Raw genomic sequence first — 22,230 nt, 5'->3', positions numbered from 1 at the left:
CCCGCCGGTTCGGCCGCCGCGGATGCGGTGACGGCGGCGACCGGCGCCTCGCGCATCACACGGTCTCCCGCGCTCGCGCGGCCTGCTCCTCCTCGAGCGCCTCGACCTCTTTCTCCCACGCGTCGCGGGCCAGCCGGTACCACATGTAGAACGCGAAGCCCGCGAAGATGGCCCACTCGACGGCGTAGAAGATGTTCAGCCAGTTGATGGCGGAGCCCTCGGCGGGAGCCGGCGAATCGATCGCGACGAGCCCGCCCACGAGCGGCTCGCCGGCATCGGCGACCAGGTACGGGCGGTACACCGAGAGCTCGTCCGTGTCGTGCCACCAGCTCAGCAGGGCCGCCGGCGACATCCGGGTCATCTCGGTGGGCGCGGCGCCGCGCGGCGGCGCCATGGGGCCCTCGTCGGCGATGAGCCGACCGGTGAGCGTGAGCGCGCCGCCGGGGTCGGCGTTGAGGGCGGATGCCGCGGCATCCGCGACCGCGCGGTCATCCGTCCAGCCGACGGCGACCGCGAGCGAGGTCGGGGTCGCGGCGTCGGTGCGGAACTGTCCGGTCACCCAGTAGCCCTGTCGCCCGTCGTTGAACCGGGACGAGACGACGAGGAAGTCATCGGCGACGAAGGAGCCCGAGACCTCGACGCGCTGACCGACCAGCGGCTCGGGCAGATACGCACCGGGCTCGGTGATCTCCGCGATCGGGCGCACCTGCTCGGTGGCCCCGGGAGCGGGCGGCGACGTGTCGATCGCGCGGCCGAGCTGCCACTGGCCGAGCCAGGCGAAGACGGCCGCGACGACGAGCGCGAACACGAGCATGCCGAGCCACCAGGGGCGCAGCATGACCTCGCGCAGCGTGGGCGGGAACGGCTCCGTGGTCATCGACCTGCCATGTAGGGCGCGACGACGACCTCGACGCGCTGGAACTCCTTGAGGTCGGAGTAGCCCGTGGTGGCCATCGACTTCTTGAGCGCGCCGATGAGGTTCGCGGTGCCGTCGGCGACCGGGGCCGGCCCGTACAGGATCTCCTCGAGCGGCGCCACTTGCCCGACCTCGACGCGCTTGCCGCGCGGGAGCTTCGGGTGGTGGGCCTCGGGACCCCAGTGGTGTCCGCGGCCGGGCGCGTCGGTCGCGCGCGCAAGGGCGACGCCGAGCATGACGGCATCCGCGCCCATCGCGAGGGCCTTCACGATGTCGCCCGAGGTGCCGACGCCGCCGTCGGCGATGACGTGCACGTAGCGGCCGCCCGACTCGTCGAGGTAGTCGCGGCGGGCCCCGGCCACGTCGGCGACGGCGGTCGCCATCGGCGCGTGGATGCCGAGGGTGGCGCGGGTGGTCGAGGCCGCTCCGCCGCCGAAGCCCACCAGCACGCCCGCGGCTCCCGTGCGCATGAGGTGCAGCGCCGCCGTGTACGTGGAGGCGCCGCCGACGATCACGGGGACGTCGAGGTCGTAGATGAACTTCTTGAGGTTCAGGGGGGCGTCGACGCTGGAAACGTGCTCGGCGGAGACGGTCGTGCCGCGGATGACGAAGAGGTCGACGCCGGCCGCGACGACCGTCTCGTACAGCTCCTGGGTGCGCTGAGGGGTCAGGGCACCGGCGACCGTGACGCCGGCATCGCGGATCTCGGCGAGGCGGTCGCGGACGAGCTCGGGCTTGATCGGCTCGGCGTACAGCTCCTGCATGCGACGGGTCGCCTCGGATGCCGGCAGCGACCCGATCTCCTCGAGCAGGGGCTCCGGGTCGTCGTACCGCGTCCACACCCCTTCGAGGTCGAGCACGCCGAGGCCGCCGAGCTGGCCGAGCATCACGGCCGTGCGCGGGCTCATGACCGAGTCCATCGGGGCGCCGAGGACGGGGATCTCGAAACCGAAGGCATCGATCGACCAGGCGGTCGAGACGTCCTCGGGGTTGCGGGTGCGCCGCGAAGGCACGACCGCGATGTCGTCGAACGCATAGGCGCGGCGGGCGCGCTTGGCGCGGCCGAGCTCGATCTCCATGGTCACATCCCCAGCCTACCCGCGCTCTCCGTCCGCCCCCGCGGTATCCGCACCCGCGGCATCCCCTGCGGGATGCGGCGGCGTGAGGCGGAGGATGAGCGCGGCGAGCACGCCGTTGAGCAGGAAGGCGAGGAAGGCGTACGACCCGATCCACGGCGACAGCGCCACGGCGACGGCGGCGCACGTGACCGCGGAGATGCCGCCGGCGCTCGCCGCGCGGACGTTCTCGACCGCCTCCGGGCGCAACAGCTGCCCGCCGCGGGCGGCGGCCCACCTCCAGGACAGGTGACCGAACAGCGCCACGAGGAAGAAGTCGACGGGCAGCAGGACGCGCCCCGCGAGGAAGTCCGAGTACTGCGAGGTCAGCGCCGTCGTGAACGGGATGAGGACGACGAACAGCAGCCGGGCGTTGTTCAGCCACAGCAGCGTCGTGTCGACGTCGGCGATGTCACGGAACTGCCGCAGGTGGATCATCCACATGCCGCTCAGCAGCGCGAAGCTCACGGCGAACGAGGACACATTCGGCCACAGTCCCGCGAGGGCCGCCCACATGTCGGCATCCGAACCGATCTCGCCGAACGAGGCGGTCGTCAGATCGAGCACGAGCAGCGTCGCGGCGATCGCGAAGACGGCGTCGGAGTACGCCTCGACGCGGGAGGTGCCACCGGAGGCCACGCGTCGGCGGCGCGGCCGCGTCGTCTCGCTCACGCGCTCAGGCTAGCGCGGCCGCGCGACGCGCGCCTCGTCCCAGACCGGCTCAGCGGTCTCCACGACGCGGCCGTCGGCGCCGAAGACGAGGAAGCGATCGAACGAGCGCGCGAACCACCGATCGTGGGTCACGGCCATCACGGTCCCCTCGAACCGCTGCAGCGCGTCTTCCAGCGCCGCCGCCGAGACGAGGTCGAGGTTGTCGGTGGGCTCGTCCAGCAGCAGCAGCGTCGCGCCTGACAGCTCCAGCAGCAAGACCTGGAACCGGGCCTGCTGCCCACCCGAGAGGCTGTCGAACGTCTGCTCGGCCTGACGGACCAGTCCGTACCGGTCGAGGGCCGAGCTGGCCGCGTCGCGCGGCAGGCCGGGCCGCCGGTCGTCGCCGCGGTGCAGGATGTCGAGCAGCGACCGGCCGGAGAACTCCGGCTGCCGGTGGGTCTGCGCGAACCAACCGGGAGTGACGCGGGCGCCGAGCACCGCACGACCCGTGTGCGCCACCGGGTCGAGCACGGCTCCCACCTCGGTGACATGGCCCTGCAGCCGGTCGGGGTCGGTTCCCCCGCGCGCCAGCAGGCGCAGGAAGTGGGATTTGCCCGACCCGTTGGAGCCGAGCACCGCGATGCGGTCGCCGAACCAGACCTCGAGGTCGAACGCCGTCATGAGGCCGGTCAGCTCGAGCCGCTCGGCGACGACGGCGCGTTTGCCCGTCCGCGCGCCGCGGAGGCGCACGTCCAGCGTCTGCGCCGGCGGGCGTTCCTCGGGCGGCCCGGCCTCCTCGAAGCGGCGCAGCCGCGTCTGCGCCGCCCGGTACCGGGAGGCGAACTCGTCGCTGGCCGCCGCCTTCGCCTTCATGTCCGCGACGAAGCGGATGAGCTTCGCGTGCTGCTCGTCCCAGCGCCGGCGCAACTCGTCGAGGCGCGCCATCCGGTCTTCGCGGGCGGCGTGATACCCGCCGAACCCGCCGCCGTGCACCCAGGCCGTGCTGCCCGCCCCGCCGGCTTCGAGGGTCACGATGCGGTCGGCGGCGCGAGCGAGCAGCTCGCGGTCGTGCGAGACGAGCAGGACGGTCTTCGCCGTCTCGCGCAGGCGCTCCTCGAGCCAGCGCTTGCCGGGGACGTCGAGGTAGTTGTCGGGCTCGTCCAGCAGGAGCACCTGGTCGGGACCACGCAGCAGCGCCTCGAGGGCGAGCCGCTTCTGCTCGCCGCCCGACAGCGTCGTCAGCGCGCGGAACCGGGCGCGCGCGAACGGCACGCCCAGGGCCGCGGTCGTGCACGTGTCCCACACGGTCTCGTACTCGTAGCCACCCGCTTCGGCGTAGTCGGCGAGCGCGGCCGCGTAGCGCATCTGCGTGTCGAGGTCGTCGCGGTCGATGATGGCCGACTCGGCATCCTCGAGCTCGCGCGCGGCGGAGCGGACACGGCCCGGGGCGACGGAGATGAGCAGGTCGTGGATCGTCTGGCCCGCCTCGCCGTGGCCGACGAACTGGTCCATGACGCCGAGTCCTCCGTCGATGGTCACGACCCCCGAACGCGGCGCGAGCTCGCCGCGGATGATGCGCAGCAGCGTGGTCTTGCCCGCGCCGTTCTGGCCGATCAGCGCGGTGGTCCTGCCGTCGGCGACCCGGAACGTCACCTCGTCCAGCAGCGGGCGCCCGTCCGGCAGCGTGAACGAGACGGCGGCGATGTCGATGTAGCCCATGACGGGTCCTTCCGCCCTCGCCGCGTCGCGGGCGCAGAGCCGACCAGCCTAGCGTGTTGTCCTCCGAGCGACCAGCGCGAGCCTCCGAGCGACCGGCGCGAGCCGTCGCGCGGCCACCGCCGCGCCCGCGGGCCGCCGACCCGCGGCGTCACGAACGCGCCGTCGACGGGCGCGGTGGCCCAGGATGGATGCCGGAACGAGAGGAGACGGCGTGGCGCAGCGCATCGTCGTGATCGGCGGCGGGGTCATGGGCCTGGCGACGGCCTGGCAGCTGACGCTGCGCGGAGAACGGCCGATCGTGCTCGACCGCTTCGCGCGGGGCCACCGCCAGGGCGCGTCGCACGGGGCGACACGCAACTTCAACAACGCGTACGGCGAGGAGCACTACCTCGATCTGCTGGCGCGCGCCCGGGAGGGATGGGACGGGCTCGGCATCGTCGAGGGAGAGCCGCTGCTGCGTCTGCACGGCCTGGTGACGCACGGCGCGGGCCTTCGCGACGCCCCCGTGCCGGTGGCCGAGATCGCCCGCCGCCTGCAGGAGCGCGGCATCCGCGCCGAACTGCTCGACGCCGCGCAGGCGCATCGCCGCTGGCCCGGGATGCGGTTCGAGGACGTCGTGCTCCACTCCCCCGAGGGCGGGGTCGTCCGCGCCGACGCGGCGCTGCGCGAATGGGAGCGGCGGATCGTCGCCGCCGGCGCCGCGGTGCGGTGGCAGACCCCGGTCCACGCGGTGCGTCCCGATGCGGACGGCGTCGACGTCGTGCTCGACGGCGAGACGCTGCGGGCGGATGTCGCGGTCGTGACCGCGGGGGCGTGGACCGATCGGCTGCTGGCGGGCGCCGACCCGGACCTCCGTCTGCCTCCCTTGCGGGTCACCGAGGAGAGCCCGGCGCACTTCGCCGCCGTCGGTCCCGGTCCCTGGCCGTCGTTCAACCACATCGGCGTCCCGGGAGAGCGTCCGGGCGGGGTCTACGGCATGCCGACACCCGGTGAGGGCGTCAAGGTGGGGTTCCACGCCGTCGGAGACGAGGTCGATCCCGACGCCCGGCCGCATCGGCCGACGCTCCAGCGCGAGCTGCGGGAGTACGTGCGGGAGTGGTTCCCGGGCCTGGACGCCGACAGCGCGGCGCCGATCTCGTGCACGTACACGTCCACTCCGGATGCCGCGTTCGTGCTCGACCGCGTGGGACCGCTCGTGGTCGGGGCGGGCTTCTCCGGCCACGGCTTCAAGTTCGCGCCGGGCGTGGGCGCGACCCTCGCCGCGCTCGCTCTGGACCCGTCGGCGCGGGCCGCCGCGCCGTTCCGCCTGCCGTCCTGACGACCGGCGACGGCCGCTACTTCTTGTAGTTGGGCGCCTCCACGACGATCTGCACGTCGTGGGGGTGGCTCTCCTTGAGCCCGGCCGCCGTGATGCGGACGAACTTGCCCCGGGCCTTGAGCTCCTCGATGGTGCGGGCGCCGACGTAGAACATCGACTGACGGAGGCCGCCGACGAGCTGGTAGGCCACTGCAGAGACCGGACCGCGGTACGCGACCTGACCCTCGATGCCCTCGGGGATGAGCTTGTCGTCGCTCGGGATGTCGGCCTGGAAGTAGCGGTCCTTCGAGTAGGACGTCTTCTTGCCGCGCGTCTGCATCGCACCGAGCGAGCCCATGCCGCGGTAGAGCTTGAACTGCTTCCCGCCCTGGAAGACGATCTCGCCCGGCGACTCGTCGGTGCCCGCGAGGAGCGATCCGAGCATGACGGTGTCGGCGCCCGCGACGAGAGCCTTGGCGATGTCGCCGGAGTACTGCAGGCCGCCGTCGGCGATGACGGGGATGCCGGCCTCGCGCGCGGCCTGGTAGGCCTCCCAGATCGCGGTCACCTGGGGTACGCCCACGCCCGCGACGATGCGCGTCGTGCAGATCGAGCCCGGGCCGACGCCGACCTTGACGGCATCCACGCCCGCATCGATGAGCGCCTGCGCGCCCTCGCGCGTCGCGACGTTGCCGCCGATGACGTCGATGTGGGCGAACGACTCGTCGGCCTTCAGGCGGCGGACCATGTCGATGACGCCCTGCGACTGGCCGTTGGCCGTGTCGACGACGATGACGTCGACACCCGCGTCGCGGAGGGCCTCGGCGCGCTCCCACGCGTCGCCGAAGAAGCCGATCGCCGCTCCGACGCGCAGGCGCCCCTGGTCGTCCTTCGTCGCGAGCGGGTACTTCTCGCTCTTGTCGAAGTCCTTGATCGTGATGAGGCCCGCGAGCTTGCCGTCGTCGTCGATGAGCGGGAGCTTCTCGACGCGGTGCTGCGCGAACAGCGCGATGACCTCGTTGGCGCCGATGCCGACGCGCCCGGTGACCAGGCCCTCGCTGGTCATGACGTCGCGCACCTTGGTGGTCTGGCGCTCGAAGCCCGACACGAAGCGCATGTCGCGGTTCGTGATGATGCCCAGCAGCTGCCCGTCCTCGTCCACGACGGGGAGCCCGGAGATGCGGTACTGGCCGCACAGCTTGTCGACCTCGTCGATCGTGGCGTCGGGGGTGGTCGTGATCGGGTCGGTGATCATGCCCGACTCGCTCCGCTTGACCTGGTCGACCATGGCGGCCTGCTCGGCGATGGCGAGGTTGCGGTGCAGGATGCCGAGACCGCCCTCGCGGGCCATCGCGATCGCCATCCGCGCCTCGCTGACGGTGTCCATCGCCGCCGACAGCAGCGGCGTCGCCACGGTGATCCGGCGGGTGACGCGCGACGACGTGTCGGCCTCGGAGGGGATGACGTCGGTGTGCCCCGGCAGGAGCAGCACGTCGTCATAGGTCAGTCCGACGAAACCGAACGGGTCGTTGTGCTCCACGTGCTCTCCTGTTATCTCGCGCGCGCGAATTCGGGTGTGTACCGATTGTAAGTCGCGGGCGGCGGCGCGCATTCCGCGGCCCGTTCCCGCGGCCGGCTTCCGCTCCCCCGGAAACATGAGGCGGGTAGGCGAAACAATGGCGACACATTACGCTCGTACCGTCGTTGATCAATGTCGAGGCGACCGCACCACCTGCCATGGTGTGCCGGACTGGAGGAACCTTTGCGTCCCATGACCGCCACCGCACGAACGCCCCAGAGGTGGCTCGTGCTCATCCTCGGAGCGCTGCTCGCAGCGTCACTCCTGATCGTCGGCGGGGCTGCGAGCGCCGCGCACGCCGCCGGCGCCCCCGATACGCCCGGCGGGGATCAGGAGAAGACCGACTACTACTTCGGCGGGGTGATCACGTTCGAGGACAAACCCGTCGCCGATGTCGGGATGTCGGTGAAGGGCGGCGGCTTCGAGGCGAAGACCGTCACCGATGCCCAGGGCAAGTGGCGACTGTACGTTCCCGACAAGGACACCTACACGCTCGTCGTCGATGAGACCACGCTCCCGGAAGGCGTCATCGTCGACGCGTCGAACCTGCCCGAGGGACTCCAGCCCATCCAGGGCACGACGGGATCCTTCGAGGTCGAGTTCGGGCTCACGAAGACGAAGATCGTCAACCTGTTCCTCGGCCAGGGCGAGCGCGTCACGCAGTCGTTCGTCGACCAGCTCGCGGTGCGGCTGGTCAACGGTCTGAACTTCGGGCTGTTGCTGGCCCTCGCCGCGATGGGCGCGGCGCTCATCTTCGGCACGACCGGCCTGTCGAACTTCGCCCACGGCGAGATGGTCACGTGGGGCGCGCTGCTCGCCCTGCTGTTCAGCACGACCTGGCAGCTTCCGCTGTGGCTGGGGGTGACGGCGGCGGTTCTCGGCGGCGGCGCCCTGGGCCTGGTCCTGGATGCCGGCCTGTGGCGGCCGCTGCGCCGTCGCGGGCTCGGCGTCGTCCAGCTGATGATCGTGAGCATCGGCCTGTCGCTGGCGCTGCGCTACACGTATCAGTACTTCGTGGGCGGCGCGACGAGCCAGCTGCCGGGGTCGAGCCCGGCGCCGATCGAGTTCGGCCCGATCTCCCTGTCGTACATCGACCTCATCAGCATGGGGGTGAGCGTCATCGTCATCCTCGGCGTCGCCTACTTCCTGCTGCGCACCCGCATCGGCAAGGCGACGCGCGCGATCTCCGACAACCCGCAGCTCGCCGCCGCATCCGGCATCAACGTCGACCGCGTGGTGCGCATCGTGTGGGTCCTCGCGGGAGCGCTGGCGGCCATCTCCGGCGTGCTGTGGGCGTACTTCCGACCGGGCGTGCGCTGGGACATGGGAACGCAGATGCTGCTGCTGATCTTCGCCGCCATCACGCTCGGTGGGCTCGGCACGGCATTCGGCGCACTGCTCGGTGCGCTCATCGTCGGCATCGTCGTGGAGACCTCGACGCTCTGGATCCCGTCGGATCTCAAGTACGCGGGAGCCCTCGTCGTGCTCATCATCATCCTGCTGGTCAGGCCTCAAGGTCTGCTGGGTCGCAGAGAAAGGCTCGGGTGACGGCCATGGATTGGGGCGCCATCATCGGCAACACGCTCGGCTATCTGCTGAGCCCCGTCACGATCGCGTACGCGCTGGCCGCGACCGGCCTCGCGGTGCACTTCGGCTACGCGGGCCTCCTGAACTTCGGCATGGCCGGGTTCATGGCCCTCGGTGCCTACGGCTACGCGATCTCGATCCTCACCTTCGGGCTCCCGTGGTACCTCGCGATGATCGTCGGCCTGCTGCTGGCCGCCGTCTTCGCGGTCATCCTCGGCATCCCGACCCTGCGGCTGCGCGCGGACTACCTCGCGATCGTCACGATCGCGGCCGCGGAGATCGTGCGCCTGCTGTTCACCACGCAGGTGTTCGACGAGTGGACGAACTCCGCCGACGGCCTCGGCAACTACAACGGGAGCTTCCAGTCGGCCAACCCGTTCCCGTCGCTGCCCGGCGGCGCGCGCTACGGCTGGGGTCCCTGGCAGTTCACGGCGCAGCAGCTCTGGGTCGTCGTGTTCGGTCTGGTGCTGCTCGCGGTGTCGATCTTCGTGGTCTGGGCGCTCATGCGCAGCCCGTGGGGACGCGTGCTCAAGGGCATCCGCGAAGACGAGGACGCCGTACGCTCCCTGGGCAAGAACGTCTTCGCCTACAAGATGCAGGCGCTCGTCGTCGGCGGCGTGATCGGCGCGCTCGGCGGCATCGTCTACGTGCTGCCGTCCGCGGTGATCCCGTCGAGCTACACGACGGCGCTCACCTTCTTCCTGTGGACGATCCTCCTGCTCGGCGGCGCGTCGACCATCTTCGGCCCGTCGCTCGGTGCCGTCCTGTTCTGGATGGTGATGGCCCTGCTCGGCAACCTCCTGCCCGAGATGGCGAAGGCCGGCTGGCTGCCCATGAGCGACATCCAGGCGGGCACGCTGCGCTTCATCCTCGTGGGCGTCGCCCTCATGCTCATCGTGATCTTCCGGCCGCAGGGCATCCTCGGCGACAAGAAGGAGATGACCTTTGTCAAGTGATCAGAACCCCCAGGGCGTCCCCGACGCGACCGCGCCGGTGACGACCGCGACGGGCAGCATCCGCCGCCCGAAGAAGACCGGTCTCGCCACGGGCGCCGCCGTCCCGGGGGTGGCGAAGGTCGACCCGATCATGGTGATCGACGACGTCACGCGACGCTTCGGCGGCCTCACCGCCGTCGACGTCGACCACCTCGAGATCCCGCGGCACGCCATCACGGCGCTCATCGGCCCCAACGGCGCCGGCAAGACGACCCTGTTCAACCTGCTGTGCGGCTTCGACAAGCCCAACTCGGGCACGTGGTCGTACGACGGGAAGAACCTCGCCGGCATCCCCGCCTTCAAGGTGGCCCGGATGGGGCAGGTGCGCACGTTCCAGCTGACCAAGGCGCTGTCGCTGCTGACGGTGCTCGAGAACATGAAGCTCGGCGCGCCCAAGCAGAAGGGCGAACGGTTCTGGTCCGCCTTCATCCCGGGCATCTGGCGCGGGCAGGAGACGGCGAACGAGGAGAAGGCCCGCGGCCTGCTGCAGCGCTTCAAGCTCGACACCAAGGAGAAGGACTTCGCCGCATCGCTGTCGGGCGGCCAGCGCAAGCTCCTGGAGATGGCGCGGGCGCTCATGAGCGATCCGCAGCTGGTCATGCTGGACGAGCCGATGGCGGGCGTGAACCCCGCGCTCACGCAGTCGCTGCTGGATCACATCCTGGATCTGAAGGATCTGGGCGTGACCGTGCTGTTCGTCGAACACGACATGCACATGGTGCGCCACATCGCGGACTGGGTGGTCGTCATGGCCGAGGGCCGCGTCGTCGCGGAGGGCCCGCCGGACTCGGTCATGCAGGACAAGGCCGTCATCGACGCGTACCTCGGCAGCCACCAGGACGTCGACCTCGGGGTCGTCACGGGCCGCATCCCGGGAGAGCTCGACGAGTCCGCCAAGGAGCTGCTCGAGGAGATCGAGGACGTCGAGGCCGCGAGCATCGCCGAGGCCGAGGAGGAGAAGAAGTGAGTGCATCCACGGGCCCGGGAGCCGTCGCGCAGGCCGCACCCGCGGCATCCGACGAGATCGTCGTCGAGGTCTCCGATCTCACCGCCGGCTACCTGCCGGGCATCAACATCATCAACGGCGCGAACCTCGTCGCCCGCAAGGGCGAGCTGATCGGCATCATCGGTCCCAACGGCGCCGGCAAGTCCACGCTGCTGAAGTCGATCTTCGGGCTCGTGAAGGTGCGCGGCGGCGACATCACGGTGAACGGCGAGTCGATCGTGGGCCTCAAGGCCGACAAGCTCGTCCAGCGCGGGGTGGCGTTCGTCCCGCAGACGAACAACGTCTTCCCGTCGCTGTCGATCGAGGAGAACCTGCAGATGGGGCTCTACCAGAACCCCAAGATCTACGCGGCCCGCCTCGAGTTCGTGACCGGCATCTTCGCCGAGCTCGGCAAGCGCCTCAAGCAGCGTGCCGGCTCGCTGTCCGGCGGCGAACGGCAGATGGTGGCGATGAGCCGCGCCCTCATGATGGACCCGTCGGTGCTGCTGCTCGACGAGCCGAGCGCCGGGCTGTCGCCCGTACGTCAGGACGACGCCTTCATCCGCGTCTCCGACATCAACAAGGCGGGCGTGACGACGATCATGGTCGAGCAGAACGCGCGCCGCTGCCTGCAGATCTGCGACCGCGGCTACGTCCTCGACCAGGGCCGCGACGCGCACGAGGGCACGGGGCGCGACCTGCTGAACGACCCGCAGGTCATCGGTCTCTACCTGGGTACGCTGGGCACGGACGAGGAGCACTGAGCACCCCGTCCGGCACGACCGAAGAGGCCCCCTCCCGCCGCGAGGGGGCCTCTTCGCGTACCGGGATGCCGTGGCATCCATCCGCAGCGGCGCCGCACGCACGGGAAAGGGCCCCGGATCGCTCCGGGGCCCTCTCTACGCGTCGAGTGTCAGCGCGTGTCGATGCGGGTGTGCATGTTGTCGGCACCGAACTGGAAGATGCCGATGGACGCCTGCGTCGGGTCGCCGTGCTCGTCGAAGGTGATCGGGCCGGAGTAGCCGTCGTAGTCGGCCACGCCGCCGCCGAGGATGATGTCGGCGCACTCGGAGAACGAGGTGCACTTCTTGCCATCGCCCGAGCCGCCGGAGACCTCCTGCAGCTTGCCCGCCATGTCGGCGCCGGTGGTCGACTTCGCCGCGAGGGCGGAGAGGGCCAGCAGCACGACCGCGTCGTAGGACTCGGCCGCGTACGAGTAGTCCTCGAGCGCGGCGTTGCCGGCGGCGGTCCACGTGGTGTTCAGACGCTCCTTGAAGTCGTCCTCGAGCACCGGTCCGGGCGTGGTGCCCTTGGCGCCTTCGAGCGACACGGAGACCTTGTCGCCCCACTGCTTGAGGTTGCCGTCGACGAGGTAGAAGTTGCTCGCCGGCAGACCCGCGTTGACCAGGAGCGGAGCGATCGTCGCGAACTGGTCGAACGTGACGAGCACGACCGCGTCCGGCTTGGCGGCCGCGATCGTCGCCACCTGGGCGTCGAACGAGCTGTCGCCGTCGTTGTAGGACGCCTCGGCCACGACCTTGCCGCCGGTGGACTCGAAGACATCCTTGACGACACCGAACAGACCGGTGCCGTAGGCGTCGTTCTGGTAGATGATGCCGATGTTCTTGTGGCCGTCCTCGGCGATCAGGTTGCCGAGCACCTCACCCTGCAGCAGGTCGCTGGGGGCGGTGCGCCAGTACAGGCCCTTGTCGTCCCAGTTGGTGAAGTCGGGCGAGGTGTTGGCGGGCGAGAAGGTGATGATGCCGGCCGCGACGTTGGAGTCGAGGAACAGCTTCGTGACACCCGATGCCGCCGCACCGATCATGGCCGAGACGCCGGCGCTCTGCAGCTTGGGCACCGTGGTCTCGAAGGCCTTGTTGTCGGCGTCGCCGGAGTCGCCGGGGGTGAAGTCGACCGTGATGCCCTTGGCCGCCTTGTTCACCTCGTCGACGGCGAGCAGGACGCCGGCCTCCTCGGGCGGGCCGAGGAAGGCGAGGCTACCCGTCTGCGGCAGCACGCTGCCGATCTTGAGGGTCAGGTCCTCGGCCGGGCCGCTGCTTTCGCTGGGCGTAGACGAGCCGCCGCCGGCACAGCCGGCGAGCAGAACGGCGCTGACGGCGGCCACGGCGATACCGCCGAGCACCTTGCCAGCCCGCGAACGTGTGAAGACGCTCATGTTGCTCCTTGATCTGGTTGACACGGGGCGAGCTCGGGAGCCTCCCCAGTGGGTCAAACCTAACGGCCTGGTCGCGTCCGGATTGTTGCGATGCGTTAACGGTGTGAAACGGAACGGTCACGGTGCGATAACGGTCGCGGCGGGCCGCGCGGCGGGTCTCGCGGTGGGCCGCGCGGTGGGCTCAGACCAGATCGACGACGTCGGCCGCGCCGCGGGCGCGCCGCCCGGCGATCAGCGAGTCGGCGCTGAGGACGATGAGCGCCACCCAGACGAGTCCGAACCCGATCCACCGCTCCAGCGGCATCGGCTCCTGGAGGATCCACGCGCCGGTGATGAACTGCAGGATCGGCGCGACGAACTGGAGCAGGCCGATGACGGTGAGCGGGGCACGGCGGGCGCCGCTGGCGAACAGCAGCAGCGGCACGGCTGTCACGACGCCGGCGAGGGTGACCAGCACGGTGTGGCCGGCTCCCTGGGTGCCGAAGACGAGACCGGTCGTGCTCGCGACGACGACGAGCTGGATGAGCGCGATCGGGGTGAGCCAGAGGGACTCGAGCGTGAGACCGCTGATCGCGTCGACGCGCGGACCGATCTGCTTCTTGACGAGCCCGTAGGCGCCGAAGCTGGCGGCGAGGGTGAGGGCGATCCAGGGGAAGGAGCCGTACGCGACGATGATGACGATCACCGCGAGGCCGGCGAAACCGATGGCGACCCACTGCGCGGTGCGCAGGCGCTCCTTCAGCACGATGACACCCAGCAGGACGGTCACGATCGGGTTGATGAAGTAGCCCAGGCTGCCCTCGATGACGTGCCCGGTGAGGATGCCGATGAGGAAGACCTGCCAGTTCACGTAGATCAGCAGACCCGCCACGATGGTCCAGAACACGAGACGGCGGTCGCGCAGGATCGCGAACAGCTTGCCCCAGGTGCGCGTGACCGTCAGCAGCACCGCGCAGAACAGCAGCGAGAAGAGGATGCGCCAGACGACGATCTCCCACGGCCCGATCGGGGCGAGCGTCAGGAAATAGAGGGGCATGAAGCCCCACAGGAAGTAGGCCGCGAAGGCATAGATCCCGCCGAGCCGCTCTTCGCGTGCGGTGTCGGCGGGTGTCATGAGACAAAGCCTACGACGGTCCTGACACTCGGATGCCGCGGCATCCTGCCGTTCAGCGTGCGCGAACCGCCATGTTCTGTGCGAGCCGCCACATTTCGGACGGGACGGGCCGTGGCGGCTCGACCGGGGTGTAGCGGCTCGCGAGGGGATGCAGAAGGGCCCGGATGCCGTGGCATCCGGGCCCTTCTGTGCGAATCGTCAGCGGACGACGACCGCCAGCACGTCGCGAGCGGACAGGACGAGGAACTCGTCGCCGCCGAACTTCACCTCGGTGCCGCCGTACTTGCTGTAGATGACGCGGTCGCCGACGGCGACGTCGAGCGGGACGCGGTTGCCGTTGTCGTCGATGCGGCCGGGGCCCACGGCCACGACCTCGCCCTCCTGGGGCTTCTCCTTGGCGGTGTCGGGGATGACGAGGCCACTGGACGTGACCTGCTCAGCCTCGACCTGCTTGATGACGATGCGGTCCTCGAGCGGCTTGATGGAAACCGACACGGTCTACCTCTTTCTTGCTGGGCGTGATGCTTCAAGACTCGTTAGCACCCACAGGGGTGGAGTGCTAACAGAAGTCTAGGGCGGAGTTGGCACTCGTGCAACGCGAGTGCCAACCGTGCGACACGGAACCCCCCTGTTACATGAATCATGTTTCACCTAACATCGGCTCTGGGCTCCCCTGAGCCGGGACCGCCGGGCAATGGTGCCCGGTCGAAGGCGGGAGCCGGATCGGAGCAGACCGATGACATCCCCCCGCATCCCCCGACGCCGCGCCGTGGCGGCGATGCTGACGGCCGCCGCACTCGCGGCCGCCGGACTGCTCGCCGGGCCGCTGGCGACACCCGCCACGGCGGCGACCGGGTCGTGGACCACCGAGTCGATCGCCGGCATGAACGTGCGCCTCTACACGCCGGCGAGCGCGCCGACGCTCGGCGCCGGTCGCGCCCTCATGGTCAGTCTGCACGGCTGCGTCCAGACGGCCTCCACCCTGCAGACGGCCGGCAACTGGGCGGCGACCGCCGAGAGGTACGGCATGGTCGTCGCCCTGCCCGACGCCCCCAACGGCGGCGTCGTGCTGGGCTGCTGGGACTACTACGACGCGAACCACTCGCGCACCTCCCCCGCCCGCCACGACGACAACCTCCTCGCCCTCGTCTCCACCCTCACCGCACGCGGCACCCTGGGCATCGACGCGGCGCAGGTGTACCTGTCGGGACTGTCGTCGGGCGGCGGCGAGACGATGGTGATGGGCTGCCTCGCCCCCGACGTGTTCGCGGGCATCGGCATCAACGCCGGGCCCACCGTCGGCACCACGTCCGGTCAGATCGGCAGCGTCGCCGTGTCGCAGGCCCAGGGCCGGAACACCTGCACGACGTTCGCCGGCTCGGCATCCGGAGCCTTCGCGACGCAACTGACCTCGGTGGTCTACGGGTCGAACGACACGACGGTCGCTCCCGGCTACAACACGCTGAACGCGCAGATCATGGCGGGCATCTACGGCGCCGGGTCGACCTCGACGTTCGCGCTCACCGGTCTCGCCGGAACGAACACCGCGGGCTCGGGCACGCTCTACGCGGATGCCGCGGGTCCCCGTGTCTCGCTGATCCAGAACACCGGGCTCGGACACAACTGGCCCGCGGGCGGCGGCCCGGGCGGATCGTACGTGTCGACGAACAGCATCGACTACCCGGCCTACGTCACGGGCTTCTTCTTCCAGAACAACCGACGCGTCGACCGCTCGGGCACTCCGACGCCCACCCCCACGCCCACCCCTACCTCCACTCCGACGCCCACGTCGACGCCGACCGCGCCGGCGGGCTGTGTGACCGCGTCCAACGCGGACCACAAGGCGGCGGGCCGCGCCACGAGCTACGGCACCAACCCCTACAACCCGTACTACGCGGTCGGGAGCCTCGACTACCTGGGACAGGGGGATGCGACCGTGACGAGCCTGCAGCAGGTGTCGGCGACGCGGTGGACCAAGGTGGCCGGCTGCTGAGCCGACCCGCATAGGCTGGCCGGATGGAACGCGCCGAGCTCACCGCCCTGCTGACCGCCGACGGTCTGCGGCTGGTCGATGAGCTCGGCGCGATCGATTCCGCCGACGACGTCGCCCGCACGGTCTCACGGCTGCGCGCCGCGGGGCTGTCGCCCGAGCTGGTCTCGGCCGCCGTCGGCCAGGCGCGGCTGCGCACCCGCGCCCGCGCCAAGTTCGGCGAGTTCGCCGACCGCATGCTGTTCACGAGGGCGGGGCTGGAGCAGGCGACGCGGCTGTCGATCGCCGCCCGTCACGCCGGCCGCTTCCGCGATGCGGGCGTACGGCGCGTGGCCGACCTCGGATGCGGCATCGGCGGCGACGCGCTCGCCCTGGCCGGCATCGGGCTGGAGGTGCTGGCCGTCGACGCCGACGAGACCACCGCCGCCCTCGCCGCCTACAACCTCGCGCCCTTCGGCGACGCGGCGACGGTGCGCCACGCCCGTGCCGAGGAGGTGCCGCTCGACGGCATCGACGCCGTCTGGCTCGATCCCGCTCGGCGCACGGCGGGACACGCCGAGACCGCCCGGCTCGGCGCGGCCGACTGGTCGCCGTCGCTGGACTGGGTGTTCCCGCTGGCCGCGCGGATGCCCGCGGGCATCAAACTCGGGCCCGCCTTCGACCGCGCCCTCATCCCGGACGATCCCGCCGGAGTGGAGGCCCAGTGGATCAGCGTCGACGGGTCGACGATCGAGCTCGTCCTCTGGACGGGCGCGCTGGCCCGCCCGGGGGTGCGGCGGGCCGCCCTCGTCCTCCGCGCGGGCGCCGCCTCCGAGCTGACGGCCGACGCGGACGCGCCCGACGCCGAAGTGCGCCCGCTCGGCAGATTCATCCACGAGCCCGAGGGCGCCGTCATCCGTGCCCGGCTCATCGGGGAGGTCGCGCGCCGGCTCGACGCCGGCATGCTCGCCCCGGGCATCGCCTACCTCACCTCGGATGCCGAGGCCACGAGCCCCTTCGTGCAGACCTTCCGCGTCCGCGAGCAGCTGCCGACCGATGTCAAGGCGCTCGCCCGCGCACTGCGCGAGCGCGAGATCGGCACGCTCGAGATCAAGAAGCGGGGCGTCGACGTCGACCCGGCCGCACTCCGCACGAAGCTGAAGCTGCGCGGCCCCGGCACGGCCACCCTCATCCTCACCCGCGCGGGGACGTCACGGGTGGCGGTGCTCGCCGACCGGGTGTGACCCCACGGCGGCGCCGTCAGCCGAACAGAGGCCCCTGGGTGGAAGCCCACCACAGCCATCCCGCACTGTAGGCGAGCGAGAGCAGGCTCAGACAGAGTGCCCACACCGCGACGGCGCGACTCTCCCACGGCCGGCGAATCGCCACGATCGCCAGCACCGCGCCGACGAGGCCGATGAGGAAGCCCCACCCCACGAGCATCGAGACGATGAGGCCCAGCACGGCGAAGGTGAGCGCCCACGGGGCGCTGCGCGGCAGGACCTCGGGCGGCGGTGCCCAGCGCACCTCGGGCTCGGGCATCCAACTCGACTCCCCCTCCCCCGCGGCCACGGGCGTCGCCAGCGGCACGGGTTGGGTGAACTCGCGCTGGAAGCCGCCCCGGTGCTCGCCGGGGAGCGCCGCGGTCGCCGCGGGCGCCACGTCGTCGGAGGGCGCCTCGACGCGCGGCTCGGGCGGAGGTGCGGGGGTACGCTCGTCGCTCATCCGGCCACCTGGATCTCGGTCACGGGCAGGGTCGAGTCCGCACCGAAGCCGAGGTGCGAGGCCGGGCGTCCGTGAGCGATGAGCTCTGCAGCCAGCGCGGCGATCATCGCTCCGTTGTCGGTGCACAGGCTGAGCGGCGGGATGCGCACCGCGACGCCGGCCTCCGCCGCGCGCGTCAGCGCGACCTCGCGCAGGCGCCGGTTCGCGATGACCCCGCCGCCGAGGAGCAGCCGCGGCACGTCGTGACGCGCGCACGCGTCGAGCGCTTTCGTGACGAGCACGTCGACGACCGCTTCGCGGAACGAGGCGGCGACGTCGGACACGTCGGGTGCCCGCCCGTCGGCCTCGGCCTGCTCGACCCATCGCGCGACGGCCGTCTTCAACCCGGAGAACGAGAAGTCGTAGCGGTGCGCAGCCATGTCCGACGCACGCGACAGCCCTCGCGGGAACCGGATCGCCGCCGGGTCTCCGGTGGCCGCGGCGCGATCGATCTCCGGGCCGCCGGGATAGGGCAGCCCGAGGATGCGCGCGATCTTGTCGAAGGCCTCCCCCGCCGCGTCGTCCAGCGTCTCGCCGAGCAGCTCGACGTCCGACACGAGGTCGCGCACGAGCAGCAGAGAGGTGTGACCGCCGCTGACGAGGAGCGCGATCGTCGGGTACTCCACGTCGTCGCCGGTCAACAGGTCGGCGGCGATGTGGCCCACGAGGTGGTTGACGGCGTACAGGGGCTTGTCCAGCCCGACGGCGAGCGCCTTCGCCGCGCCGATGCCGACCATGAGCGCGCCGGCCAGGCCCGGTCCGCTCGTGACGGCGACCGCGTCGAGGTCGGACAGGGCGATCCCCGCCTCCGCGACCGCGGCGTCGATCGCGGGCTGCAGCGCCTCCAGGTGGGCGCGGGCGGCGACCTCCGGCACGACGCCGCCGTAGCGGGCGTGCTCGTCCATGGAGCTCGCGATCGTGTTGCTCAACAGGGTGCGGCCGCGCACGATGCCGATGCCGGTCTCGTCGCAGCTCGTCTCGATGCCGAGCACGAGGGGTTCGGTGGCCGTCACGAGCACGCTCCCGCATCCGTCGAGGTGGCGCCCGCCGCCGCGGTGCGGGCGGCGGCCCACCCCGCGAGGTCGAGCTTCATGACGACGGCGTCCACGTCGTCGGGCTGGTAGTAGCGGGGACGGCGGGCGATCTCGATGAAGCCCTCGGAGAGGTACAGCGCGGACGCCGTCGGGTTGTCGGCGCGCACCTCGAGGAACACCTCGCGGGCGCCGCGCTCGCGCGCCGCGTCGAGCAGGGCGCGCAGCAGCAGGCGTCCCCGGCCCCGTCCACGGGATGCCGCGGCGATCGCGATCGTCTGGATGTCGGCGTCGGCCGCGCGCGCGACGGCGCGCACCCCGCCGTAGCCGACGAGCCGGCCGCCCTCGACGTCGACGAGGTAGCGCGCATGCGGCGACGCGAGCTCCTCGCGCATCATCGCCGCGCTCCACGCGTCGGTCGGGAACGAGGCGCGCTCCAGCTCCATGATGGCGGGAAGGTCGTCGGCCGCCGCGGGTCGCAGGCTCATCCGGCCGCCCCCGGCGGACGGGCGGCGGCGCTGCGCGGGAGGGTGACGTCGGGAGCGCGCAGATACAGCGGCTCGGGACCGGCGAGGGTCCGCCCGGCGGCCACCGCGCGCGCCGCGAGCACGGCGAGCACGGCCGCGCTGACCGCCGCGACGTCGCGTCGCACCGCGCCGGTGCGGGCGAGGAGGTCGTCGATGTCGGCGCGGGGGCTGAGGGCGGGGCCGTCGGTGCGGATCGGGATGCCGTCGGCATCCACCCCCTCGTACACCGAGTACGCGACCTCGCGCCGGCGGGCGTCCGTGACGACGGCGAACCGCTCCGGCTCGGCGAACGGGTCGACCAGGGCGGTGGCCAGAAGGATCTCGAGAGCGGCGGCGTCGTGGCTGGGCACGGCGACCACCGGCAGCTCCCGGGCCAGGGCGAAGGCCCGCGCCGCGGCGATGCCGACCCGCAGCCCCGTGAAGGGTCCCGGACCCATGCCCACCGCGACGTGGGTGAGCACGACCGGCTCGCTCACGCCGGTCTGACCGAGCGGACCGCGTTCGGCCTCGACGAGCGCCTGCCGCAGCAGGTCGCCGATGACCTCGGCATGGCCGAGCGGGTTCGCGCTTGCACTCTCCGCCCGCACGGCCCCGTCGGGATCGACGATGCCGACGGCGGTGCCGAGCGAGGTGTCGATGCCGAGGATCACCGTTCCAGGGTAGTCGGGGTGCGCGCGCCGGCGGGCAGGACGGCTCAGCCGTGGCGGGTGATGCGGACGAGGCGCGGAGCGGCGTCCTCCATCGCGGCCGCATGCGGGCCGGCCGTGCCGCAGGCGTTGTCCACCCCGGTGCCGCTCCAGCCGCGGTCGATCTCGACCTCCCACCAGCGATCCGCCACGGCATCCGCGAAGGGCGCCGCCCACTCGGCGATGACCACGGCGTTCTCGAAGTCGATGTCGAGGTCGTCGAGCTCGCCGTCGGTGCCGAGACGATACGCGTCCACGTGGACGAGGGCGGGGCCGTCACCCAGCGACGGATGGGTCCGCGCGATGACGAACGTCGGACTCTGCACGCGTCCGCGCACCCCGAGGGACGCGGCGATGCCGCGGGTGAGGGTGGTCTTGCCCGCCCCCAGCGGCCCCGTCAGCACGACCAGGTCTCCCGCGCGCAGGGCCGCTCCGAAGGAGCGTCCGAGGTCCTCCATGTCCGCGGGCGATGCGACCTCACGCTCGCCGAGGAATCCGTCCAGTCCGCTCATGCGCTCCCCTCCCGCCGCGGCACGCGCGGGCCGATGCGCGTCACGATCTCGTAGTTGATGGTGCCCGCGGCATCCGCCCACGCCTCCACCGGCGGGGCGCCGAGGGTCGGATCGCCGAACAGCACCACCTCATCGCCGACCGCGACCGGATGATCGCCGACGTCGACGACGAACTGGTCCATCGCGATCCGGCCCGCGACCGGGAACACCTCGCCGCCGATGCGCACGGCCGCCCCGCCCGAGGCGGCGCGCGGGACCCCGTCGGCGTACCCCGCCGGCACGAGCGCCAGCGTGGACTCCTGCGCGGTGCGGTGACGGTATCCGTACGAGACGCCCTGCCCGGCCGGCACCCGGCGGACGGCGGCGACGGCCGCGCGCAGCGTCATCGCGGGACGAAGGCCCAGGTCGGCCGATGTGCGCTCGGGGAACGGCGACAGCCCGTAGATCGACACGCCGAGCCGCACACAGCCGAAGCGCGACTGCGGAAGGGCGATCGCCGCGTGCGAGGCGGCGATGTGTCGCAGCTGCGGGGCGAGGCCGTGGGATGCCGCGAGCGCGAGCGCGTCGGTGAACCGCCCGATCGCGGCACGGTCGTCGTCGGCCGACGCGTTGGAGAGGTGGCTGAAGATCCCGATGACGCGCAGCCGCCCGATGCGCTCGAGCCGTGCGGCTTCCGCGAAGGCGGTGGCGTAGGCGGCCGGAGCCAGACCGTTGCGGCCGAGGCCCGTCTCGAGCTTGAGGTGCACGCCGACGGGACGGTCGCCGGATGCCGCGGCCGCCGCGGCCTGCAGCTGGTCGAGGCTCGACACACCCAGCTCGATACCGCGGCCGGCGGCCTCGGCGAAGCGGGCTCCGGGGGCGTGCAGCCACGCCAGGATCGGGGCGTCGATGCCGGCGCGTCGCAGCGCGAGCGCCTCGTCGATGTCCGAGACTCCGATGCGCCGCGCGCCGCCGTCGAGGGCGGCGCGGGCCGAGCGGACCGCGCCGTGCCCGTACCCGTCGGCCTTGACGACGGCGATGACCTCGGATGCCGTCAGCTGTCGCAGATGACGCACGTTCGCGCTGATCGCGGACGTGTCGATGAGCGCTTCGCGCAGCACGCCCTCCGGAAGTCGGCTCACGCGTCCCCCTCGATGTCGCGGATGATCGGCCCGCCGCCCACCGCGGACTCGGCGACGACGTAGGCCGCGGCCAGTCCGGCGTCATGGCTGAGCGAGAGGTGGATCATGCCGATGCCGCGGGCGGTGACCGTCGCGGCGGTGTCGCCGCTGAGCGCGAAGACGGGGCGTCCCGAGGGCTCGCTCGCGACCTCGATGTCGGTCCAGTGCACGCCGTCCGAGCCGCCGAGCGCCTTGATCAGCGCCTCCTTCGCCGCGTAGCGCGCGGCGAGCGAGTGCGGTTTCAGGCGACGCTCCGCGGGCGCGAAGAGGCGCTCGCGCAGTCGCGGCGTGCGCTCCAGCGACCGCTCGAAACGCGGGATGTCGACGAGGTCGACGCCGATTCCGATGATCACGGCATCCCCCTGTTCTGCTCGGCGGCGTGGTGGTCGACCTGTTTTGCTCGGCGGCGTCGTGGTCGACCTGTTCTGCTCGACGGCGTGGTGGTCG

22 protein-coding genes are annotated in these 22,230 nt (G+C 71.6%); 7 read left to right on the top strand and 15 right to left on the bottom strand.

All coding sequences use genetic code 11. From position 1 onward, the window contains the following. Window positions 1-55 precede the first annotated feature (55 nt). Genes KY498_RS14470 through KY498_RS14455 form a run of 4 tightly spaced genes read right to left on the bottom strand, consistent with a single transcriptional unit; the run spans window position 56 to window position 4,401 of the window. Window positions 56-877 (bottom strand): SURF1 family protein, encoded by an 822-nt coding sequence (locus tag KY498_RS14470; protein WP_060960334.1) that lies wholly within the window; start codon window positions 875-877, stop codon window positions 56-58. Then, the gene (locus KY498_RS14465; protein ID WP_060960333.1) at window positions 874-1,995 is read right to left on the bottom strand and encodes a GuaB3 family IMP dehydrogenase-related protein; all 1,122 of its coding nucleotides are present in this window, start codon (window positions 1,993-1,995) and stop codon (window positions 874-876) included. The genes KY498_RS14470 and KY498_RS14465 overlap by 4 nt, the downstream gene beginning before the upstream one ends. 15 nt (window positions 1,996-2,010) lie before the next feature. Next, entirely contained in the window at window positions 2,011-2,703 is a 693-nt protein-coding gene (locus KY498_RS14460; protein WP_223848732.1) for a TMEM175 family protein, read from the bottom strand. Between the two features lie 9 nt (window positions 2,704-2,712). After that, window positions 2,713-4,401 (bottom strand): ABC-F family ATP-binding cassette domain-containing protein, encoded by a 1,689-nt coding sequence (locus KY498_RS14455; protein WP_191009033.1) that lies wholly within the window; start codon window positions 4,399-4,401, stop codon window positions 2,713-2,715. A gap of 247 nt (window positions 4,402-4,648) precedes the next feature. On the opposite strand from KY498_RS14455, the gene KY498_RS14450 reads away from it, so the two are divergent. Next, window positions 4,649-5,719: an FAD-dependent oxidoreductase gene (locus tag KY498_RS14450; RefSeq protein ID WP_375140961.1), complete on the top strand. Its 1,071-nt coding sequence runs from the start codon at window positions 4,649-4,651 to the stop codon at window positions 5,717-5,719. Between the two features lie 16 nt (window positions 5,720-5,735). Here KY498_RS14450 and guaB read toward each other — a convergent pair whose 3' ends face one another. Further along, window positions 5,736-7,238, bottom strand: coding sequence for an IMP dehydrogenase (gene guaB, locus KY498_RS14445; protein WP_061781864.1), 1,503 nt, complete (start codon window positions 7,236-7,238; stop codon window positions 5,736-5,738). Between the two features lie 231 nt (window positions 7,239-7,469). On the opposite strand from guaB, the gene KY498_RS14440 reads away from it, so the two are divergent. From KY498_RS14440 to KY498_RS14425, 4 genes are all read left to right on the top strand, one after another. Then, window positions 7,470-8,825: a branched-chain amino acid ABC transporter permease gene (locus KY498_RS14440; protein WP_060960329.1), complete on the top strand. Its 1,356-nt coding sequence runs from the start codon at window positions 7,470-7,472 to the stop codon at window positions 8,823-8,825. Between the two features lie 5 nt (window positions 8,826-8,830). Beyond that, window positions 8,831-9,820, top strand: coding sequence for a branched-chain amino acid ABC transporter permease (locus KY498_RS14435; protein ID WP_060960328.1), 990 nt, complete (start codon window positions 8,831-8,833; stop codon window positions 9,818-9,820). Window positions 9,821-9,950: 130 nt separating this feature from the next. Then, window positions 9,951-10,826: an ABC transporter ATP-binding protein gene (locus KY498_RS14430; RefSeq protein WP_197425781.1), complete on the top strand. Its 876-nt coding sequence runs from the start codon at window positions 9,951-9,953 to the stop codon at window positions 10,824-10,826. A gap of 56 nt (window positions 10,827-10,882) precedes the next feature. Next, window positions 10,883-11,608 carry an ABC transporter ATP-binding protein gene (locus KY498_RS14425; RefSeq protein WP_101307269.1) on the top strand — a complete coding sequence of 242 codons (726 nt, stop codon included), beginning with the start codon at window positions 10,883-10,885 and terminating at the stop codon, window positions 11,606-11,608. A gap of 149 nt (window positions 11,609-11,757) precedes the next feature. Here KY498_RS14425 and KY498_RS14420 read toward each other — a convergent pair whose 3' ends face one another. The 3 genes from KY498_RS14420 to groES form a co-directional block, all read right to left on the bottom strand. Beyond that, a complete protein-coding gene (locus tag KY498_RS14420; RefSeq protein WP_060960326.1) occupies window positions 11,758-13,020 on the bottom strand; it encodes an ABC transporter substrate-binding protein in 1,263 nt (420 codons plus the stop codon). Window positions 13,021-13,201: 181 nt separating this feature from the next. Continuing rightward, on the bottom strand, window positions 13,202-14,134 hold the full coding sequence (gene rarD, locus KY498_RS14415) for an EamA family transporter RarD (RefSeq protein ID WP_060960325.1): 933 nt from the start codon (window positions 14,132-14,134) through the stop codon (window positions 13,202-13,204). 198 nt (window positions 14,135-14,332) lie between these two features. Then, on the bottom strand, window positions 14,333-14,629 hold the full coding sequence (gene groES, locus KY498_RS14410) for a co-chaperone GroES (protein ID WP_005050391.1): 297 nt from the start codon (window positions 14,627-14,629) through the stop codon (window positions 14,333-14,335). Between the two features lie 241 nt (window positions 14,630-14,870). On the opposite strand from groES, the gene KY498_RS16605 reads away from it, so the two are divergent. Both KY498_RS16605 and KY498_RS14400 read left to right on the top strand, forming a co-directional pair. Continuing rightward, entirely contained in the window at window positions 14,871-16,127 is a 1,257-nt protein-coding gene (locus KY498_RS16605) for a PHB depolymerase family esterase (protein ID WP_191009035.1), read from the top strand. A 23-nt stretch (window positions 16,128-16,150) separates the two neighbouring features. Continuing rightward, entirely contained in the window at window positions 16,151-17,347 is a 1,197-nt protein-coding gene (locus KY498_RS14400) for a methyltransferase domain-containing protein (RefSeq protein WP_191009036.1), read from the top strand. A gap of 16 nt (window positions 17,348-17,363) precedes the next feature. Here KY498_RS14400 and KY498_RS14395 read toward each other — a convergent pair whose 3' ends face one another. From KY498_RS14395 to KY498_RS14365, 7 genes are read right to left on the bottom strand one after another with little or no spacing between them, the layout of a single operon-like run. Then, window positions 17,364-17,828 carry a hypothetical protein gene (locus tag KY498_RS14395; protein WP_191009037.1) on the bottom strand — a complete coding sequence of 155 codons (465 nt, stop codon included), beginning with the start codon at window positions 17,826-17,828 and terminating at the stop codon, window positions 17,364-17,366. Further along, entirely contained in the window at window positions 17,825-18,880 is a 1,056-nt protein-coding gene (gene tsaD, locus KY498_RS14390) for a tRNA (adenosine(37)-N6)-threonylcarbamoyltransferase complex transferase subunit TsaD (RefSeq protein WP_061781898.1), read from the bottom strand. Before tsaD ends, KY498_RS14395 begins: the two co-directional genes overlap by 4 nt. After that, the gene (rimI, locus tag KY498_RS14385) at window positions 18,877-19,386 is read right to left on the bottom strand and encodes a ribosomal protein S18-alanine N-acetyltransferase (protein ID WP_191009038.1); all 510 of its coding nucleotides are present in this window, start codon (window positions 19,384-19,386) and stop codon (window positions 18,877-18,879) included. Before rimI ends, tsaD begins: the two co-directional genes overlap by 4 nt. Then, a complete protein-coding gene (gene tsaB / locus KY498_RS14380; RefSeq protein WP_219879418.1) occupies window positions 19,383-20,075 on the bottom strand; it encodes a tRNA (adenosine(37)-N6)-threonylcarbamoyltransferase complex dimerization subunit type 1 TsaB in 693 nt (230 codons plus the stop codon). The genes rimI and tsaB overlap by 4 nt, the downstream gene beginning before the upstream one ends. Window positions 20,076-20,119: 44 nt before the next feature. Then, window positions 20,120-20,623, bottom strand: coding sequence for a tRNA (adenosine(37)-N6)-threonylcarbamoyltransferase complex ATPase subunit type 1 TsaE (gene tsaE / locus KY498_RS14375; protein ID WP_060960320.1), 504 nt, complete (start codon window positions 20,621-20,623; stop codon window positions 20,120-20,122). Beyond that, complete coding sequence (alr, locus tag KY498_RS14370; protein ID WP_191009039.1) at window positions 20,620-21,744, bottom strand: alanine racemase; 1,125 nt, start codon at window positions 21,742-21,744, stop codon at window positions 20,620-20,622. Before alr ends, tsaE begins: the two co-directional genes overlap by 4 nt. Beyond that, on the bottom strand, window positions 21,741-22,136 hold the full coding sequence (locus KY498_RS14365) for a holo-ACP synthase (protein WP_191009040.1): 396 nt from the start codon (window positions 22,134-22,136) through the stop codon (window positions 21,741-21,743). The genes alr and KY498_RS14365 overlap by 4 nt, the downstream gene beginning before the upstream one ends. Window positions 22,137-22,230: the final 94 nt, after the last annotated feature.

This window comes from Microbacterium sp. PAMC21962 (assembly GCF_019443465.1).
Classification (GTDB): domain Bacteria; phylum Actinomycetota; class Actinomycetes; order Actinomycetales; family Microbacteriaceae; genus Microbacterium; species Microbacterium hominis.
The sequence above is the reverse complement of the archived record's forward strand: the minus strand, read 5'-3'. Positions and strand labels throughout refer to the sequence as shown.

Coding starts and splice junctions, on each gene's coding strand:
- KY498_RS14470 (WP_060960334.1), bottom strand. CDS start 877: ATGACCACGGAGCCGTTCCCGCCCACGCTGCGCGAGGTCATGCTGCGC.
- KY498_RS14430 (WP_197425781.1), top strand. CDS start 9,951: ATGGTGATCGACGACGTCACGCGACGCTTCGGCGGCCTCACCGCCGTC.
- KY498_RS14435 (WP_060960328.1), top strand. CDS start 8,831: ATGGATTGGGGCGCCATCATCGGCAACACGCTCGGCTATCTGCTGAGC.
- rarD (WP_060960325.1), bottom strand. CDS start 14,134: ATGACACCCGCCGACACCGCACGCGAAGAGCGGCTCGGCGGGATCTAT.
- KY498_RS14450 (WP_375140961.1), top strand. CDS start 4,649: ATGGGCCTGGCGACGGCCTGGCAGCTGACGCTGCGCGGAGAACGGCCG.
- KY498_RS14440 (WP_060960329.1), top strand. CDS start 7,470: ATGACCGCCACCGCACGAACGCCCCAGAGGTGGCTCGTGCTCATCCTC.
- KY498_RS16605 (WP_191009035.1), top strand. CDS start 14,871: ATGACATCCCCCCGCATCCCCCGACGCCGCGCCGTGGCGGCGATGCTG.
- KY498_RS14395 (WP_191009037.1), bottom strand. CDS start 17,828: ATGAGCGACGAGCGTACCCCCGCACCTCCGCCCGAGCCGCGCGTCGAG.
- rimI (WP_191009038.1), bottom strand. CDS start 19,386: ATGAGCCTGCGACCCGCGGCGGCCGACGACCTTCCCGCCATCATGGAG.
- KY498_RS14465 (WP_060960333.1), bottom strand. CDS start 1,995: ATGGAGATCGAGCTCGGCCGCGCCAAGCGCGCCCGCCGCGCCTATGCG.
- KY498_RS14420 (WP_060960326.1), bottom strand. CDS start 13,020: ATGAGCGTCTTCACACGTTCGCGGGCTGGCAAGGTGCTCGGCGGTATC.
- tsaE (WP_060960320.1), bottom strand. CDS start 20,623: ATGAGCGGACTGGACGGATTCCTCGGCGAGCGTGAGGTCGCATCGCCC.
- KY498_RS14455 (WP_191009033.1), bottom strand. CDS start 4,401: ATGGGCTACATCGACATCGCCGCCGTCTCGTTCACGCTGCCGGACGGG.
- KY498_RS14400 (WP_191009036.1), top strand. CDS start 16,151: ATGGAACGCGCCGAGCTCACCGCCCTGCTGACCGCCGACGGTCTGCGG.